Origin of the sequence: Saccharopolyspora aridisoli (assembly GCF_004348445.1) — a bacterium.
Classification (GTDB): domain Bacteria; phylum Actinomycetota; class Actinomycetes; order Mycobacteriales; family Pseudonocardiaceae; genus Saccharopolyspora; species Saccharopolyspora aridisoli.
Window position 1 is genome coordinate 20,308 of sequence record NZ_SMKV01000011.1, and the last position, 18,593, is coordinate 38,900.

An 18,593-nucleotide genomic window follows, 5' to 3' on the forward strand; every position below is an offset into this window, starting at 1 on the left:
ACCCACGTCAGCGATGCGTCACGTCGAGGGCGGCCCGGATGATGGTGCCGGTGTCGAGACCGTGGTGGCGGTAGACGTCTTCGAGGGATCCGGACTGGCCGAACCCGGTGACGCCCAAGTGGACGGCCGGAACCCGGCTGACACCGGCCAGGAACGCCAGCGCGTGCGGGTGTCCATCGAGGACGGTGACCATCGGGCGCGCCCGATCGGCCGGCAAGACCTGGTCCAGCACACCCCGGTCGGCATCACCCCGATGAGCCCGGAACAGCAGGTCCGCGCTGGTCACGCACACGACGTCGGCACCGACCCCCTGATCGGCGAGCCGGTCGGCCGCGACCAGCGTCTCGGTCATCAGCGCGCCCATGCCCACCAGCGTCACCTGCGGGTCGGAGTGGCGTCGCAGCGCGTACGCGCCTCCGACGACCTGCCTGCGGCGGCGTTCGCGGGCCGCCGGATCGCCGGGCACCGACGCCAGCGACTGGTCCACCGGACGCGTCGAGAGTCGCAGGTAGGACGAGGATCCGCCGGGCTTGCCGAGCTGCGACATGGCCTCCAGCAGGCACCACTCGGCATCGACGGCGAACGCGGGTTCGTAGCTCGTCACGCCGGGCTGCTCCAGCCCGATCGAGGGAGTGCCGACCGACTGGTGCGCCCCGCCCTCGGGCGCCAGGCTCACCCCGGACGGCGTGCCGACCAGGATCGACTGCCCGCCGCCGTACACGCCGAACGACCACGGTTCGAGCGCGCGCCCCAGGAAGCAGTCGTAGACCACGCCGATCGGCAGCAGCGGCTGACCCCACCGGCTCCAGGTCGAGCCGAGCTCACCGAGCAGGCTGACCAGGTTGGTCTCGGCGATGCCCAGTTCGATGTGCTGGCCGGCGGGCCGTTCCCGCCAGTGCAGGATGGTTTCGGCGTCGTCGGCGAACCAGTCGACGCGCTCGGACGGGGACCACACGCCGACCTTGTTCAGCCAGCCGCCGAGGTTGGTGGTCGAGCTGACGTCGGGCGCCAGCGTCACGATCCGCTCGGCCGCCTCCGGCGACTCGCGGGTCAGGTCAAGCAGCGTGCGCCCCAGCGCCGCCTGCGTCGTGGTCGTCCCGCTCGGCGTGCGCCCGATGTCGGTGGGCAGCTTCGGCGGCTTGACGCGAGCGCGTTCGCGGCGGCGCAGCCGGGAAGCCGCCTCCGCGCAACGCTTCCCGGCCGGGCTGTCGTCGGCGAAGCGGTGCCACGGGTCGTCGAGGTCGGCGCCGACCAGCCCGGCCAGCTGCCGCATCTGCTCCTCGCCCAGCAGTGAACCGTGGTTCTGCGGATGTCCTTCGGTCGCCAGGCCGTAGCCCTTGATGGTGTAGGCGAAGATGACCGTGGGCCGGGTGTCGTCGATGGCCTTGAACGCCGAGTCCAGCGCGTCCAGGTCGTGCCCGCCCAGGTTGCGGATGGCCACCGCCAGCGTCTCGTCGTCCACATCGGCCAGCAGCCGCTGGATCGCGTCGTCCCCGGCCGGGATCCGCTCCCGCAGCTGCCCCGGGGTGCAGCGCAGCAGGCGCTGGTACTCGGGGTTGCTCATGCCGTCGATGCGTTCCCGCAGCGCCGCGCCGCCGGGACGGGTGAACAGCTCCTCCAGCACCTGCCCGTACTTGAGGGTGATGACCTGCCAGCCCGCCGCGGTGAACATGCCCTGCAACCGGTTCGCGGCGATGTTGGGAACGACGCGGTCCAGCGACTGCCGGTTGAGGTCGACGATCCAGACCACCTCGCCCAGGTCGGCGACGGTCGGGTCGAGGATCGCCTCCCAGCAGGCGCCTTCGTCGAGTTCGGCGTCGCCGAGCAGCGAGTACTGGCGTCCGGTGCCCGCTCCTCCGCCGTGGGTGTCGACGTAGCGTCGGGCCACCGCGCCCCAGATCGGCGCGGTGGCGCCGATGCCGACCGAACCGGTCGAGTAGTCGGCCGGGTCGGGGTCCTTGGTGCGGCTCGGGTAGCTCTGCACACCGCCGTAGGAGCGCAGCGTGGTCAGGTGCTCCTCGTCGAGCGAGCCGAGCAGGTAGTTGATCGCGTGCAGCACCGGCGAGGCGTGCGGTTTGACCGACACGCGGTCGGTGGCGGTGAGGTGTTCGAAGTACAACGCGGTCATGATCGACACCATCGAGGCGCACGACGCCTGGTGCCCGCCGACCTTGAGCCCGGAGCTGTTCGGCCGGACCCTGTTGGCGTGGTCGATCATCGCGGTCGCCAGCCACAGCACGCGCTGCTCGACCTCACGCAGATCCGCCGTCTCGGTGCGCGCCGGTACCAGGCTCGTCATCACGCCTCCTCGCGTTGCCACATTGCGCTCAGAAGAACACCAAGAGGAAAATCACTGCACAAGACCCGGCTGGCGAACCGAGCAATCTGCTCACCGGGCCAGTCCGCAACGACCGACGAGGTGCACAGATTGCCCACCGCCGAACCCCTCGACGACATCGACATCCGACTGGTGCTGGCCCTGCGCGAGGAACCGAGGGCGACCGTGGTCGCGCTGGCCGATCGAGTCGGCTTGTCCCGCAACACGGTTCAGTCGAGGCTGGCGAAGCTGGAACCGAAACTCGGTTCGTTCGAACGCCGCATCGACCCGGCGACCCTCGGCTACCCGCTGACCGCGTTCATCACCGTCCAGGTCACCCAGCAGCACCTCGACCGGCTTGCCGACGCGCTGGCCGAGATCCCGGAGGTGGTGGAGGTCTTCGGCCTCACCGGCGACTCGGACCTGCTGGTGCGGGTGGTCGCCACCGACGCCGACCAGCTCTACCGCATCGCGGGGCGCATCCTCGACACCCCGGGCGTGGAGCGCACCAGCTTCTCGCTGGCCATGCGCACCCTCGTCGACTTCCGCCTGACCCCGCTACTCGCGGACAAGCTCCGCTCGGACGCCCAGTAGCCGGACCGGGCGGTCCAGCGGGAAGCGGCCCAGCGCCTGCTGAGCCGCGACGTCGATGGGCTCGAAGGCCCTGGTGGGTTCGGCGAGCGTGACGCCGTGGGTGTGGGTGGCGAAGCGGGAGTCGCGGACCTTGACCACCACCCGGCGGGCCAGCGTGTCGTCGGCGGCCAAGTCCTCGGAGACCTGGCGGGACAGGCGGGTGATCTCAGCGCGCATCGGCTCGACCTCCCGCAGGTCGCGCTGGAAGGTGACCTCGCGGCCGTGCGAGCGGGCGCGGAACGGTTCGTCGCTGACCGGGCTGGAGTCGTAGCCGTGCGCGAGGGCCACCAGCCACGGCCCGATGTTGGGACCGAACTCGCCCGCCAGGTCCGCCATCGGCGTCCGGGCCAGCTCGGCCACGGTGGCGATGCCCCGAGCGGCGAGCTTCTTGGCGGTCTTGGCGCCCACCCCTTGCAGCGCGTCGGTGGGCTTGTCGGCCATCACCTCGACCCAGTTGGTCACGTCCAGCCGGAACACCCCGGCGGGTTTTCCCATGGCGGAGGCGAGTTTCGCGCGCAGCTTGTTGTCACCGATGCCGATCGAGCAGTTCAGCGCGGTGCGCTCGCGCACGTAGCGCTGGATGTAGCGGGCGGTGGCGCCGGGGTCCTCGGTGTCGACGAGCATGAACGCCTCGTCCCACCCGATGACCTCCAGGACTCCGCCCAGCTCGCCGAGCGCGGTCATCACGTCAGCGGAGGCGGCCAGGTAGGTCTCGCGGTCGGCAGGCAGGAACACCGCCTCCGGGCATCGCGCCGCCGCCGTGCGCAGCGGCGTCCCCGACCTCACGCCTTGGGCGCGGGCCTCGTAGGAGGCTCCGGCGACCACGCCGCGTTCGGTCGGGTCGCCCGAACCGCCGACCAGCACCGGCTTGCCGACCAGCTCGGGATGCCGCAGCAGTTCCACGGCGACGATGAACTGGTCGAGGTCGATGTGCAGCACCACCCGTTCCACGCCGGTCAGCATCGTCGGGATCGCCCGCCCGCGCCAGGTCCCGCGCCGGTGCGCGAGACTGTCGTGGTGAGCAAGCGAAGCGCCGGAATCCTGCTGTACCGCCTCGACGGGCCGGAGCTGCTGATCGTCCACCCCGGCGGTCCGTTCTTCAAGAACAAGGACGTGGGCGCCTGGAGCTTGCCCAAGGGCGAGTACGAGCCCGACGAGGACCCCCGGGCGGCTGCCCTGCGCGAGTTCACCGAGGAGACCGGCATGGACCTGCCCGACCACGACCTGGTCGCCCTCGGCGAGGTCGAGCTGCGCAGCGGCAAGGTCATCCAGGCGTGGGCGGCCGAGGGCGACTTCGACTTGGAGGCCCTGCGCAGCAACACCTTCGACCTCGAATGGCCACCCCGCTCCGGCCGCCGCCAGACCTTCCCGGAGGTCGACCGAGCCCTCTGGTGCGACCCCAGCACGGCCCGCACCAAGCTCAACCCCGCCCAAGCCCCCTTCGTAGACCGCCTCCTCACCCACCTCAGCCCGTGATCCCGGGTCGCGACATCCCACGGTCACCCCCGGCGACCCCGCTGGTCCCGCTGCGAGATCCGGATTGCTCCAGCAATCCGCCCCCTGGTTGCGGAGGTGTTCCGCGTCGGGTCGGTTCTCGAGCGACAGGGCCCCGCCCGGAAACATCCGGCCGGGGCCCCACGAGCCGGAACTCACGCTTCCAGCGACTTCTCCCGCGTCTCGCGGCTGACCAGCAGCGCGACCAGGGTGACCGCGCCGGCCACCGCCAGGTAGACGCCGACCCAGCCCAATCCGTAGGAACCGGCCAGCCAGGTGGCGATGTAGGGCGCGACCGAGGCGCCCAGCAGGCTGGCCACGTTGTAGGACACCGAGGCGCCGGTGTAGCGCACCGCGGTCGGGAACAGCTCGGGCAGCAGCGCGCCCATGGGACCGAAGGTCATGCCCATCAGGCCGAGGCCGACCACCAGGAACAGCACCGTGGCCGTGGTCGAGTGGGTACCGAACCACGGGCCCATGAACAGGCCGAACACGATGATCGCGAGAGTGGTGATCACCAACGTGGGACGCCGGCCGTAGCGGTCGGCCAGCAATCCGGCCACCGGCACCGTCAGGCCGAAGAACACCACGCCGACCAGCAGCATCACCAGGAACGTCGAGCGCTCGTAGCCCAGGCCGGAGGCGGAGGTGCCGTAGGACAGCGAGAACACCGTCATCAGGTAGAACAGCACGTAGGTCGCCAGCATGATGAACGTGCCCAGCACCAGCGCCTTGAAGTCGGTGCGGAAGACCTGCACGAACGGAACCTTGGCGCGCTCGTTTTTCTCCAGCACCTTCGCGAACGCCGGGGTCTCGCTCAAGCTCAGCCGCACCCACAGTCCGACGACCACCAGCACCGCCGACACCAGGAACGGGATCCGCCAGCCCCATGAGGCGAACGCGGCGTCGGACATGGCGCCGGAGAGGATCAGGAACAGGCCGTTGGCGAAGAAGAACCCGATTGGCGCGCCCAGCTGCGGGAACGTCCCGAACAGCGCCCGCTTGCGCGGCGGCGCGTTCTCGGTGGCCAGCAGCGCCGCGCCACCCCACTCGCCGCCCAGGCCCAAGCCCTGCCCGAACCGGCACAGCGCCAGCAGCAGCGGCGCCACGACGCCGATCTGCGCGTAACCGGGCAGCAGACCGATCAGCACCGTCGAGATGCCCATGGTCAGCAGCGACGCCACCAGGGTCGCCTTGCGGCCGATGCGGTCGCCGAAGTGGCCGAACAGCGCAGAGCCCACCGGCCGGGCGACGAAGGCGATGCCGAAGGTCGCCAGCGAGTTGAGCGTGGCCGCCGTCTCGTCACCAGCGGGGAAGAACAGCTTCGGGAAGATCAGCACCGCGGCCGTGGCGTAGACGTAGAAGTCGTAGAACTCGATCGAGGTGCCCACGAGGCTGGCGAGCACGACCTGTCGGGTCGAGTTGCGTGGGGTCTTGGACCCCGGATCCCCGGAACCCCGCACCTGCGAGGCGTGGCCGACAGCCATAGCGCCGAACCTCCTGATTAACACGAACGGACGAACGACACTCTAACCTCCGGCGACCACCTCCCGAGACGGGGTTCCCGGATGCTGGACGTTCAGGAGGCGAGGAACTCCATGACCAGCGCAGTCACCCGCGCCGGGTTGTCCTCCTGGACGAGGTGTCCGGCCTGTGGGATCCACTCAAGCCGGGCGTGCGGGATGCGCCGCGCCAGCTCGCGGGCCCGGTCCGCCGGGAGCCAGGTGTCGTTCTCGCCCCAGCCGACGAGCACCGGGCAGTCCAGATCGCCGTAGCGGTCCTCGACCTCCCGGGTGTAGCGCTCATCGGCCTGGGCGATCTGCCGGTAGAACGCGGGCTGCCCGTCCTCGCCGAGCCACGGCGCCACCATCCGGTCCAGCACGTCGGGCCTCAGCTCGCGGTGCGCGGCGGTGGTCAGGTAGCCGCGCACCAGCGACTCGTGCAGGTGCGGCGGCAGCGCGGCGAAGACCTCGGCGTTGGCGTTGACCAGGCGGAAGAACCCGGAGCCCCAGGGTCGGACGCTCACCGCGTCCAGCAGCGCCAGCCGCCGGTACCGCACCCCGTCGAGCAGGGCGCTGCGCAGCGACACCGCGCCACCGAAGTCGTGGGCGATCACCGAGGGCTCGTTGAGGCCGCAGTGCCGCAGCCACCCGGTGAATACCTCCTGCTGAGCCGCCAGCGACACGTCCTGCCCCTCGAACTTCGCCGAGCCGCCGTAGCCGGGCATGTCCCACAGGTAGACGCGGTACCGAGCGCTCAGCGCGTTGGCCACATCCCGCCACACGAAGGAGGAGAAGGGCGTTCCGTGCATGAGCACGACGGTCTCCCCCTCCCCGAAGCTGTCCCACCGCACCTGCCCGTGCGGCGACTCGTACACCTCGGCGAGTTCCCACCTCATCAAGGCCTCCGTGGTGCGAGCGGGCGGGAACTGGTCCTGCGGTTCACACGACCGCTTCTTCTTCGTCCGGCGCGTCGTCCCCGCGGACCGGCAGCTTCCCGAAGGCCGCCGGCGGCTCCTGCCAGTACGTCGCCGCGGCACCCTCGCGGATCGCCTGCCAGACGCGTTCGGGCGTGGTCGGCATGTCGATGTGGCGCACGCCCAGGTGCTTGACGGCGTCCACGACGGCGTTCTGCACCGCCGGGGTGGAGCCGACCGTCGCCGACTCACCGATCCCCTTGGCTCCCAGCGGGTTCAGCGGCGTCAGCGTCTCGGTGTTGGACACCTCGAAGGACGGCAGGTCGGCCGCCGAGGGGATCGCGTAGTCAGCCAGGGTCGCGGTCTCCGGGTTGCCGTCGGCGTCGAAGGTGACCTCCTCCCACAACGCCTGGGCGATGCCCTGCGCGGCACCGCCGTGCTGCTGACCGCGCACCAGCATCGGGTTGAGGACCCGGCCGCAGTCGTCGACGGCGATGTGCCGCAGCGGCGTGACCTGCCCGGTCTCGACGTCGACCTCGACTACCGAGACGTGCCCGCCGAACGGGAACGTCGCCCCGCCCGGGGCGAAGTCGACGTTGGCCGCCAGCCGCTCACCCTCCTGCGCCGCGGCCTCGACCAGCTCGGCCCAGGCCACGGTCGCGCTCGGCACACCGGCCACGCCCAGCGCGCCGCCGTCGGTGACCTCGATGTCGTCCACGTCGGCCTCCAGCTTCGAAGCCGCGATCTCCTTGGCGCGCCGCAGGACCTCCGTGCCCGCCTCGCGCACCGCGCTGCCGCCGATCTGCAGCGAGCGGGACCCGCCGGTGCCACCGCCGCGCGGCACCTCGGCGGTGTCGGACTGGACGAACTCGATCTCGTCCATGGGGATGCCGAGCGTGTCGTTGACGATCATCGCGAACGCGGTCGCGTGCCCCTGGCCGTGCGCGGAAGTGCCGACCCGGATGCGGGCGCCGTCGGCGTGCACCTCGACTTCGGCGTACTCACCGGCACCGCCACCGGTGATCTCGACGTAGGCGCTGACCCCGATGCCCAGCAATTCGTGCTCCCAGGCCGCGATGCGGCGGGCCTGCTCGGCGCGCAGCTCCTCGTAGCCGGCCAGCCGCAGCGCCTCCTCGAAGGGCACCGCGTACTCGCCGCTGTCGTAGGTGGCCCCGGTCAGCGTCTTGTAGGGGAAGCTCTCCGGGACCAGGAAGTTCTTGCGCCGCAACGCGACCGGGTCCATGCCCAGTTCGGCGGCGGCCAGGTCCATGATCCGCTCCACCATCGCCGCGGCCTCGGGACGCCCGGCGCCGCGGAACGCACCGACGGGCGTGGTGTTGGTCAGCGAGGCGATGCCGTCGTAGCTGATCTTCGGGATGTTGTAGACGGCCTGCGCCATGGTCCGCGTCGGGCCCAGCGCCAACGATCCGCCGAAACCGGCGTAGGCACCGCAGTCCCCGATGACCCGGCAACGCATCCCGACGATCGAGCCGTCGCGGCGCAGTCCCAGCTCCACGTACTGCACCTGGCCGCGTCCGTGGGGCATCCCCTGCATGTTCTCCGAGCGGCCCTCGACCCAGCGGACGGGTCGCCCCAGCTCGAGGGCGAGCCCGACGGCCACCACGTGCTCGGAGATCGCCCCTGCCTTGCCGCCGAAACCGCCGCCGACGTGCGGCGAGACCACCCGCACGCGGTCGTCGTCGAACCCGAACGCCTTGGCCAGACCGCTGCGCACGCCGTGCGGCATCTGCGTCGAGACGTGCACGGTGATGTCGTGGTCCGCGTCGGGCCCACCCGGTTGCACCGCGATGGCGTTGCCCTCCAGCGGGACGACGGCGACGCGCTGGTTCTCGATGCGGGCCCGCACCACCACGTCCGCGCCGTCGAGCACCGAGTCGCCCGCCGCGTCGCGGTATCCGGCGGCGATGTTCGATCCGAGGTCGGGGAACTGCCGCTCGGCGTCGTCGTCCAGCGCGCGTTCCAGGTCGGCGACGACCGGCAGTTCGCGGTAGTCGACGTCGACGAGCTCGATCGCGTCGGCGACGGCAGTGGCCGACTCACCCACGATGACCGCGACCGGCTCTCCGACGAAGCGCACCCGGTCGGTGGCCAGCGGCGGCCGGACGACCTTCGGGTTCACCTCCACGAACGGCGCGGGCACCGGGAGGTCCAGGTCGGCTGCGGTGTAGGCGCCGACGATGCCCGGTGCCTCGGCGGCTGCGGACGTGTCGATCCGGGCGATCTCGGCGTGCGCGAGGTGGGAGCGCACGAAACCGATGTGCAGCAGCCCTTCCACCCCGAGGTTGCCGATGTAGGTGCTCCGGCCGCGCAGCAGGTCCGGATCTTCGACGCGCTGGACCTCGGTCCCCAGCAATGAGCCCACCATGCGAAAAACCCTATCTCTCCGGACGAACACTGGCAGCGGTCGAGGACCGCGGCGCCGATAGGTGATCAACCGGGCAAGCGGAACGAGAATCCCCGACTCGCAACATCGATTGACCCGCCTTGTTCGCGTGGGTAGCTTTTCACAACCTCACAAAAACTTTCATGCACGTGAAAACTGACGCCTCTTGCAACACCGCTAGGCACAAGGGAGTGCCCGATGGGAACCAAGGTCGCGAGCGCCAACGCTGATCCCTACCTCCTCACCGCAGACGGCATCAAGGAGCCGCCCACCGGATGGGCCGGGAGCCTGCGCTATCTCGGCCCCGGACTGATCGTCAGCGCGTCGATCGTCGGGTCCGGCGAACTCATCGCCACCACCGCCCTCGGCGCGAAGGTGGGATTCGTCCTGCTGTGGATGGTGGTCCTGTCCACCGCCGTGAAGGTCGCCGTTCAGGCCGAACTCGCCCGCTGGACCATCCTCACCGGCAAACCGGCGCTGACCGGTTTCAACGAGGTACCGCCCAAGATCGGCCGGATCGGCTGGATCAACGTGCTGTGGATCCTCATGGCGCTGTCGAAGTTCCTGCAGATCGGCGGCATCGTCGGCGGCACGGCCTCAGCTCTGAGCATGCTGATCCCGGTCGGCGGCGAACCGCTGAGCGCCACCTCGCTGGGCGTGTGGACGGTCATCGTCGTGGCCGGCAGCATCGCACTGCTGTACTCCAACAGCTACAACCTCATCGAACGCGGCGCGTTCGCTCTGGTCGTGGTGTTCTCGATCGCCACCGTGGTCATCGCGCTGGGACTGCCGTTCACGCCGTTCAGCTACGGCAGCGACGACGTGCTCAGCGGCCTGACCTTCACCATCCCGGCGGGTGCCATCGGGGCCGCGGTCGCGATGTTCGGCATCACCGGCGTCGGCGCCGACGAGATCACCTTCTACACCTACTGGTGCGTGGAGAAGGGCTACGCCCGCTGGGTCGGCCCGAACGACGGCAGTCCGGAGTGGAAGGCGCGCGCGCGAGGCTGGATCCGCGTGATGTACAAGGACGTCTTCGTCTCCTGGATCATCTACACGGTCGGCACGCTGGCGTTCTTCATCATGGGCGCGGCGGTGCTCAACCCGCAGGGCCTGGTGCTCGAGGGCAACGGGATGATCACCACGCTCTCGCAGATGTACACCGACGTCATCGGCGAGTGGGCGGCCATCGGCTTCCTGATCGGTGCGACCGCGGTGCTCGGCTCGACCCTGTGGGCCTCGATCCCCAGCTGGTCGCGGATGTACACCAACGTGCTGGCCACGCTCGGCGTGCTCGACTGGAACAACCCGGTCGCCCGTGAGAAGTGGGTCCGCGGGTGCATCGTGGTGCTGCCGATCCTGTGGGGCGCGACGTACCTGTCGATCTCCTCGCCGGTGGTGATGGTGCAGATCGGCGGCGTGGCCACCGGTATCTTCCTGCCCGCGGTGGTCATCGCGACCTGGTACTTGCGCAAGACCCAGGTCGACCCGGAACTGCACGGCGGACGCTGGTTCAACCTCGTCCTGCTGGTCAGCAGCATCGCCATCACGTTGCTGGGCATCTACAGCCTTCTCAACGTCTTCGGCGTCGAGATCGGCTGACAAATCGCTGGACGTGGCGGTGACAATCGTCGGGTGCCCATGGATGTGGAGGTCGTTCCGGCAGCGGTGGACGAACCGCTCGTCCGAGCCCTGCTGCGCGAGTACACCGACGAGATGGCCAGCCGCTACTACGACCGCCCGGCCACCGAAGCCGAAGTGGACGAGGCGATCGCCGAGGACCCCGACGACGGGTTGCACCCGCCGACCGGGGTCTTCCTGGTCGCGCGCGAGGGACCGGGCGTGCTCGGGTGCGCGGGGATCCGCGAGCTGACTCCCGGCACCGCCGAGCTCAAGCGGGTGTACGTCCGGCCAGGACTCCGGGCACGAGGGCTGGGTGGCGTGCTGCTCGACGCGGTCGAGGAGCACGCCACCGCTCTCGGCTACCACGCGCTCCGGCTGGACACCCGCTCGGACCTGGTCGAAGCCCGTGGGCTGTACGCCAAGCGCGGTTACGTCGAGATCCCGGCTTACAACGCTGCCCCCTACGCCTCACACTGGTTCGAGAAGCACCTGTGGAGAGGATGAGTGTTGGGCAACGCCTTCGACGCCGTGACCATCGATGACCTGCGCGCGCGGGGCAGTCTCAAGTGGACGCTGCACGACGACGCGATCGGGGCATTCGTCGCGGAGATGGACTTCGGCACGGCACCGGCCGTGCTGGACGCCTTGCACTCCGGCGTCGATTCGCTGAACTTCGGCTACCAGCCGCCCCGCCTCGCAGCCGAGATGTCCCGGGCCTGCGCCGAGTACCAGGCCGCGCACCACGGCTGGCGGACGTCCCCCGATCGCGTGCACGCGATCCCCGACGTGATCCGCGCGCTGACGATCACCATCGAGCACTTCAGCGCCCCCGGCAGCAAGGTCATCCTGCCCACGCCGGCCTACATGCCGTTCCTGAAGGTCCCCGGCGGGATGGACCGGGAACTGATCACGGTTCCGATGGCCCTGGACGGCGACGGGGTCGTGTTCGACCTCGACGCGCTCGACGCCGCGTTCCAGGCGGGCGGGAACCTGCTGGTCCTGTGCAACCCGTACAACCCGCTGGGCCGGGTGTTCACCCCGGACGAGCTGACCGCGGTCTGCGAGGTCGTCGACCGCAACGGTGGCCGGGTGTTCTCCGACGAGATCCACGCCCCGCTGGTCTACCGGGATCACCGGCACGTCCCCTACGCGTCGCTGTCGGACACCGCCGCCGGCCACACGATCACCGCGACCTCCGCGTCGAAGGCGTGGAACCTGCCGGGCCTGAAGTGCGCCCAGCTGATCACCTCCAACGACGCCGACGCGGCCGCGCTGGACGCGTTGGGCCCGCACGCCACCGACGGGGCCTCCAACCTCGGGCTCATCGCCAACACCGCCGCCTACGACTCGGGGCAGCCGTGGCTCGACGAGGTGCTGGACTACCTCGACGGCAACCGCCGGGCCGTCACCTCGCTGCTGGCCGAACACCTGCCGGAGGTCGGCTACCGGCAACCCGAGGGAACGTACCTGGCGTGGCTGGACTTCCGCGCGCTCGAACTCGGTGACCACCCGGGTGAGTTCTTCCGCGACAACGCGGGCGTCGTGCTCACCGACGGCCCCGCGTGCGGCGAGGAGGGACGCGGTCACGCGCGCCTCAACTTCGCCACCCCGCGCCCCATCCTCGAACGCATCGTCTCGAACCTCGCCGAAGCCGTGCGGAACCGCTGATCACGGGGCACCGGGCGGTTCTGGTCTGAACTGACCGGACGAACCGGACCTCGATCCAGACCAGGACCGCACCGGCAGGATGGCACCACCGGAGTTTTCGCCGAAGGGTCGTTCCGGCTTCACCCTCGCCTTACCCCGCGAGGAACCGCCGGGCTCACGATGATCAGGTGCACAACGCGATGACCACCGGGCTCCCCGGCTCGCGACGAGTACGCAGCCTCGCGGTCCTCGGCGACTCCGTCGCCGCGGGCATGGGCGACCCGGTTCCAGGCGGCCGGTGGCGGGGTTTCGCGCCGCTGCTCGCCGACGCGGTCGAGGCCGCCCGCTTCACCAACCTGGCCACCAGCGGTGCCCGCGTCGCCGAGGCCTGGCACACCCAGCTGCCCGACGCGCTGCGGGTGGAACCGGACGCGGCGATCGTGATGATCGGCATGAACGACACGATGCGCGCGGACTTCAACGCCCAACTGCTGTGGCAGCAGCTCGACCACGTGATGTGCTCGCTGGTCGGAGCGGGAGCCTCGGTGGTGACGATCCGGTACCACGATCACGCCAGTGTGTTCCGGCTGCCGGGGCCGCTGCGGCGGTTGTTGCACCGGCGCATCGACGCCCTCAACCGCATCCTCACCTCGGTCGCCGAGGCCCACGGCGCGGCGATCGTGGACCTGGACCGGCTGCCCGGCGCCTACCACCCCGCCGCGTGGAGCGTGGACCGGCTGCACCCCTCCGAACTGGGGCACCGGATGCTGGCGGCGGCCTTCGCGACGGGCCTGGCCGAGCAAGGCGTGACCGTGCCCTCGGAGGTGTCGCTGACCTGCTCGGGCGGCGTGCCGGTGACGCGCCTGGACCACCTCCGGTGGCTGCTGATCAAGGGGGTGCCGTGGGTGGCCAGCCGGGCCTGGGACCTGACGTGGTGCTCCCTGGCCTGCCTGCTGCGGGCGATCTTGCGCAGGTCCCCGCGAACCGACGTCGCGGGCGCGTCCGGCCACATCTGCCCGCCTAGCGACCCGCCCCGGGCGTGGCCGGCCGGTTGAGCCCGTGACGCCCGGCAGGCAACCGGGCGGGCGGCTGTCCGGGCAGCCGCAGCGTGGCGACGCTGCCCTCGGGAACCTCCACCTCGAACGCCCAGTTGCCATCACGCCGCCGCCAGGACACCCCGGCGTTGCCCTGCGGGGTGACGTGGCGGACGTCGGCCCAGGTGACGCGGTCGTCCTGCACGGGAGCGATGTCGAAGGTCCACCAGCCCGGGCTGGTGGAGCGCAACCCGCCGACGCGCTGCTGGATCCAGGCCGAGGCCGCGCCGAGGAAGTAGTGGTTGTGCGAACGAGCGGTGTCGTCCCAGGCCTCCATCAGGGTTTCCATCCCCAGCCGGTGCCAGACCCCCCAGCCGGGCCGGTCGGGCCGGGTCGCCACGGTCACCGCGAGGTCGGCCCGACCGACGTCGGCCAGCACCCCGAGCAGGTGCTTGGCGGCCACGGCCCCGCAGTCGAGGTGCCCGTTGGTGCGCTCCTCGATGTCGTCGACGAGACCGGCCCCCACGGCCCCGGCGACGTAGGCCGGAACGGCGCCGAAGGCGAGCGGCAGCACGTTCATCGACTGCCGGAACCCGGCCTCGGGTGAGCGGTAGGTTCCACTGGGCTCGTCGAAGAACTTCGCGTGGTAGGCGGCGGCGATGCTGCGCGCGGCATCGCGGTAGCGCTCGGCTTCGCCGTCCATGCCCAGCGCGTGGCACACCTCGGCGGTGCGCGTGGTGACGCGGTGGAGCATCATCGTCGCCGTCGGCTCCGGCCCCTCGGGCGCGTGCCAGTGCCCGGGTGAGAGCCAGTCGCCCCAGCTGTCCCCGCGCCACAGCCCCTCTTCCGCCAGCTCCAGCAGCCGGTCGGTGTAGGCGCGGATCGGGTCGCCGTAGCGCTCCAGGAGGGCCAGGTCCCCGTGCTCCCAGTAGAGGTTCCACGGGATGAGCACCATCGAGGCGCTCCACGCCGGATCGGGTTCGCGCCCCCACCCCGGGGTGGGCACGATCATCGGCACCATCCCCGCCTCGTCGCGCGCGTCGACGTGGTCGTCGAGCCACTTGACCAGCGAATTCCGCAGGTCGAAGTGGTGCAGCACGGCTTCGGTGCCCAGATGGGCGTCGGCGGTCCAGCCGTTCTTCTCGTACACCGGGGTGTCGGTGGGCACGCCGTGCAGGTTGTTCAGGAACGTGCGCGCGGTGGCCGCGTCGATCCAGCTCAGCGTTTCGTCCTCGCAGACGAAGGACCCGGTTCGCCCGACGGTGGTGGCCAGCCGCACAGCCCGCACCTCGCTGACCGAGGCGTCGCCGCGGACCTGCACGCCCAGGTAGCGGAACCCCTTGTAGCTGAACTGCGGTTCCCAGGTCACCGGCTCCGGTCCGAGCACGTACCGGTCGACCTGGGCTTCGCCCGCGGCCAGTGCGTTGTCGCAGCGCACGGAACCGTCTTCGGCCAGTTGCTCGGCGTAGCGCACGACGACCTCGGCACCCGGGTCACCGCTGATCGCGCAGCGCACGCGTCCGGTGAGGATGGTGCCGAAGTCGTGGACGGTGGTGTCGCCGACGCGCGTTTCCCGCAGTGCGCTGAGGATTTCGGTGCGGCGGACGGGTGGCGCGGTGGCCTCGCGCAGCCGACCGCCAGGTGGCGGTACGACGATTCCCCGCTCCCAGCGCTCTTCGGTGGTCGCGTCGACCGCTTCGCCCGTGTAGAGCAGGTCTCCGGTGGTCGGTCCTGCGGCCACTTCCCAGCCCGGCCCCGAGGCGACCACGTGCCCGACCCCTGCGGGATCCAGGTATTCCAGGTGCGCGAGCAGCACGGGTTCACGGTGCCACGGAGCGAGGTTCCAGCCCCAGGTGTTGGCCCCGCGAGCCGCGTAGAAGCCGCGTCCGAGCTCGGCGGTGAGCGTGTTCCGACCGGGCACCAGCAGGGACGTGACGTCGTAGGTGCGGTGCAGGACGGTCCGGTCGTAAGCTGTCTGGGCGGGTTCCAGGACGTCTTCGGTCACCGCGCTGCCGTTGACCTGGAACACGCCGTAGCCCAGGCCCACGGCGGTCAGCCGTGCGTCGCGCGCACCGCCGGGAACGTTGAAGACCGCGCGGAACACGGGGTTCGGAGCGGGGACCGTCTCCACACCGATCGCACGGGTCCCGGGTTCGGCGACTCCGTCGCGCAGCGCAACCCCCTCGACCGGCAGCGGCGACACACCGTCATCCTCGAACGCCGGCGCGGGCCCGGTGCGGGTCCGCCAGCCGACCCGCCCGGATTCCAGGCTCAGCCTGACCAGGTAGTCGCCCGGTGCCGCGGGCTCGGCGAGTTCGAGGTGGTGCGCGAAGCGGTCCCAACGGAACCCGCCGACCTCGATCACCGCGCTCGCCAGGACCGCGCCTGCCGCGTCGCGCAGCTCCCACCGGCCGCGCGGTTCGCCGTCGCGGACGAGGTCCGCGCAGACCGCGGTGATGCTCCCCGGCGTGGTGAAGGTCTGGCCCAGCCACTCCCCCGGCCCGATCCAGGCGATAGCGTCGGAGTCGATCGACCGCCGGACGCGGTGGGCCGGGTCGGTCCACCTGCCGATCCAGGAGGCGGAGCGGCTGATTCCGTCTGGCATGTGCGGTTCCACGAGTTCCTCTCCACGAGCGGTCAGCGTGCCGCGGCCGCGAGCTGCCGCGCACCCGGAATCCGGGGTACCCAGAACAGGCCGATGGCACCGGCGAGGACCGCCAGAGCGCGACACCGGTGAAGGTCAGCGCGGGGCTCGCCGACGCCAACGCCGGTGTGCCGAAGCCGACCAGCGAGGCCGCGATGCGGCCGAACGCGATCGTGACCCCCTGGGCGATCGTGTTCGCCCCGACGTTCCACATCGCGTAGTGCAGGCCGGTGGCCAGCAGGCCGACGAGCAGCGGTGTTGGTCCGCCCGCGCCGGCGAGCAGCGCGGCACCGACCGCGTAGACCACCATCGACGAGGAACGAGGCCATTCCGGCGAGGAGCGCGGTGCGCCAGGGACGTGCCGGTGTCGGGGTGCTGTCCATCGAACCTCCGTGGTCGATGCACCGACGGCCTGCCACAGCGTGCACGGATCGCTGAGCCGGTCCTCAGAACCTCATGCTAACGATCTACGGCCCGCTCCGGTTCGGAATTTCGGGTGACTGTCCACGTCCGGTGGATCGACACCGAAACATCCCTGCAGCCTGTGAATTCGTCCATCGTGGTCACTCAGTTGTGCGTTTTGGCACGGTGTTTCAACGAGTGATGATCGAAGCCACCCGATCGTGCGTCGATTTTCGGTCGCTCCTTCGTCCGACCGCACGGCACAATGGGTACACCAGTTCGAAGCGAACCTGTTCCTTGACAACTGCACAGTGGGAACCAACGCCCGGACCGCTCCGGGGACGAGCGAGGACGACCGTCACCGCTCTTCGCACACCGCTCACGCACCACGAGAGGAGCGCAGCCGTGCTTTCTGCACCTTCCCGGAGCCGGTCTTCGGCAATCCGTCAACGACGCGAAGTTCTCGCGGGATCTTGTACTTCGCCAGTCGCGAGGCCAGGAACTCGCGCAGTTCGAACAACGTCAGCCCACCACCCGACTCGCACACCACGTACGCGCACCCGACCTCTCCCCACATGGGGTCGGGGACTCCGACCACCGCCACCTCGATCACCGAGGGGTGGGCGAAGATCGCGTTCTCCACCTCGGCGGGGTACACGTTCTCGCCACCGGAGATGAACATGTCCTTGACCCTGTCCACGACGTAGAGGTGGCCCTCGTCGTCCACCTTCGCCACGTCCCCGGAGCGGAACCACCCGTCCTCGGTGCGCGATGCCGCGGTGGCCTCGGGCTTGCGCCAGTACCCCGGGCTCACGTTGGGTCCCTTGATCAGCACCTCGCCCGGCTCACCGGGCGCCGCGTCGCTGCCGTCGTCGCGCACCACGCGGACGCTGGTGAACATGGTCGGCACGCCTGCCGATCCGACCTTCCGCGTGCTCTCGCTCGCCTCCAGGAAGGTGGCGCCCGGCGCTGTTTCGGTCATCCCGTAGCCCTGGCAGAACACCAGTCCACGTTCTTGGAAGGTGCGGATGAGCGCGTCCGGCACCGCTGCACCACCGGTCATCACCGTCCGCACCGACGACAGGTCCGCCTGCGCCCACCGGGGAGAGGCGGCCATCCCGGCGAACATGGTGGTCACGCCGAACAGCAGCGTGATCCGCCTCCGCTCGATCAGGTCGAAGGCCCGGCCCACGTCCCAGCCCGGCGTGATCACCGCGCATCCGCCCTTGAGCAGCGTCGGCAACAGGCACTGGTCCAGCGCGGCCACGTGGAACAGCGGAGCGCTGACCAGGGTTCGCTCATCGCTGGTGATGTCCACGCACACCAGCAGGTTGTAGGCGTTCCACACCAGGTTGGAGTGGCTGAGCATGGCGCCCTTGGGGTGCCCGGTGGTGCCGGAGGTGTAGAGGACCAGCGCGATCTCCTCACCGCTGACCTGCACGTCCGCCGGCGCGGTGCCGCCCTCGTTGAGCCACGTCTCGTAATCGAGCTCTCCGCGCTCGGCATCCTCCAGCGCGACGACCACGCTCGGCAGATCGGCGATCGACCGCACCACCTCGCGCGATCCGGGGCCGTAGACCAGCACCTCGGCGCCGGAATCCTCGAGCATGTAGGCGATTTCGGGTGGCGCCAACCGGAAGTTCAGGGGTACGAAGATCGCGCCGAGCTGATGGGTGGCGAACATCGTCTCGACGAACGAGGGGTGATTGGTGCCGAGGTAGGCGACCCGGCTCCCGGGACCCACCCCGGCAGCGCGCAACCGGTCCGCCAGTCGCGCGACCCGGTCCGCCAGCTCGGCGTAGGTCAGGGACCGCTCGCCGAACATCACCGCGGTGCGGCCCGGTGTCATCAGGGCGCGACGGGTGATCCAGGTGCCGATGCCTTCGTGCTCGCCCACGTCGTCCCCTCCGCAGCGGTTCCGGCCTCGGATCTTGCCCGGGCATCACCCGGGAAGAACGGCCTGGCGGAGCAAACATAGG

At 70.3% G+C, this 18,593-nt stretch carries 14 protein-coding genes; 7 read left to right on the forward strand and 7 right to left on the reverse strand.

The genetic code is table 11. The annotated features are described in order from the left end of the window. Nucleotides 1-7: 7 nt before the first annotated feature. Entirely contained in the window at nucleotides 8-2,299 is a 2,292-nt protein-coding gene (locus E1161_RS11055) for a transketolase-like TK C-terminal-containing protein (RefSeq protein WP_132622325.1), read from the reverse strand. Nucleotides 2,300-2,428: 129 nt separating this feature from the next. On the opposite strand from E1161_RS11055, the gene E1161_RS11060 reads away from it, so the two are divergent. Continuing rightward, entirely contained in the window at nucleotides 2,429-2,911 is a 483-nt protein-coding gene (locus E1161_RS11060) for an Lrp/AsnC family transcriptional regulator (RefSeq protein WP_132622327.1), read from the forward strand. Here E1161_RS11060 and E1161_RS11065 read toward each other — a convergent pair. Next, a complete protein-coding gene (locus E1161_RS11065; protein ID WP_165939756.1) occupies nucleotides 2,876-3,901 on the reverse strand; it encodes a DNA polymerase IV in 1,026 nt (341 codons plus the stop codon). The two genes, E1161_RS11060 and E1161_RS11065, sit on opposite strands and share 36 nt — an antisense overlap. Nucleotides 3,902-3,964: 63 nt before the next feature. Here E1161_RS11065 and E1161_RS11070 point away from each other — a divergent pair, with 63 nt between their 5' ends. After that, a complete protein-coding gene (locus tag E1161_RS11070; protein WP_235874956.1) occupies nucleotides 3,965-4,426 on the forward strand; it encodes an NUDIX domain-containing protein in 462 nt (153 codons plus the stop codon). Nucleotides 4,427-4,599: 173 nt separating this feature from the next. Here E1161_RS11070 and E1161_RS11075 read toward each other — a convergent pair whose 3' ends face one another. The 3 genes from E1161_RS11075 to E1161_RS11085 form a co-directional block, all read right to left on the reverse strand. Beyond that, complete coding sequence (locus E1161_RS11075; protein WP_165939757.1) at nucleotides 4,600-5,931, reverse strand: MFS transporter; 1,332 nt, start codon at nucleotides 5,929-5,931, stop codon at nucleotides 4,600-4,602. 92 nt (nucleotides 5,932-6,023) lie between these two features. Then, entirely contained in the window at nucleotides 6,024-6,842 is an 819-nt protein-coding gene (locus E1161_RS11080) for an alpha/beta fold hydrolase (RefSeq protein ID WP_132622333.1), read from the reverse strand. A 43-nt stretch (nucleotides 6,843-6,885) separates the two neighbouring features. Further along, nucleotides 6,886-9,246 carry a xanthine dehydrogenase family protein molybdopterin-binding subunit gene (locus tag E1161_RS11085; RefSeq protein ID WP_132622335.1) on the reverse strand — a complete coding sequence of 787 codons (2,361 nt, stop codon included), beginning with the start codon at nucleotides 9,244-9,246 and terminating at the stop codon, nucleotides 6,886-6,888. Between the two features lie 216 nt (nucleotides 9,247-9,462). Between E1161_RS11085 and E1161_RS11090 the strand changes: the two genes are divergently transcribed. The 4 genes from E1161_RS11090 (at nucleotide 9,463) to E1161_RS11105 (ending at nucleotide 13,589) form a co-directional block, all read left to right on the forward strand. Next, nucleotides 9,463-10,866, forward strand: coding sequence for an Nramp family divalent metal transporter (locus E1161_RS11090; RefSeq protein ID WP_132622337.1), 1,404 nt, complete (start codon nucleotides 9,463-9,465; stop codon nucleotides 10,864-10,866). A 39-nt stretch (nucleotides 10,867-10,905) separates the two neighbouring features. Next, a complete protein-coding gene (locus E1161_RS11095) occupies nucleotides 10,906-11,391 on the forward strand; it encodes a GNAT family N-acetyltransferase (RefSeq protein ID WP_132622547.1) in 486 nt (161 codons plus the stop codon). Further along, the gene (locus tag E1161_RS11100) at nucleotides 11,392-12,555 is read left to right on the forward strand and encodes a MalY/PatB family protein (RefSeq protein ID WP_235874944.1); all 1,164 of its coding nucleotides are present in this window, start codon (nucleotides 11,392-11,394) and stop codon (nucleotides 12,553-12,555) included. A 167-nt stretch (nucleotides 12,556-12,722) separates the two neighbouring features. Next, nucleotides 12,723-13,589 carry an SGNH/GDSL hydrolase family protein gene (locus E1161_RS11105; protein WP_235874945.1) on the forward strand — a complete coding sequence of 289 codons (867 nt, stop codon included), beginning with the start codon at nucleotides 12,723-12,725 and terminating at the stop codon, nucleotides 13,587-13,589. Here E1161_RS11105 and E1161_RS11110 read toward each other — a convergent pair. Beyond that, complete coding sequence (locus tag E1161_RS11110) at nucleotides 13,555-16,173, reverse strand: family 78 glycoside hydrolase catalytic domain (protein ID WP_132622339.1); 2,619 nt, start codon at nucleotides 16,171-16,173, stop codon at nucleotides 13,555-13,557. The genes E1161_RS11105 and E1161_RS11110 overlap by 35 nt on opposite strands. 128 nt (nucleotides 16,174-16,301) lie before the next feature. Between E1161_RS11110 and E1161_RS28345 the strand changes: the two genes are divergently transcribed. After that, a complete protein-coding gene (locus tag E1161_RS28345; RefSeq protein ID WP_268951381.1) occupies nucleotides 16,302-16,433 on the forward strand; it encodes a hypothetical protein in 132 nt (43 codons plus the stop codon). A gap of 560 nt (nucleotides 16,434-16,993) precedes the next feature. On the opposite strand, the gene E1161_RS11115 is transcribed toward E1161_RS28345, so the two are convergent. Continuing rightward, the gene (locus E1161_RS11115) at nucleotides 16,994-18,511 is read right to left on the reverse strand and encodes an acyl-CoA synthetase (protein WP_132622341.1); all 1,518 of its coding nucleotides are present in this window, start codon (nucleotides 18,509-18,511) and stop codon (nucleotides 16,994-16,996) included. Nucleotides 18,512-18,593: the final 82 nt, after the last annotated feature.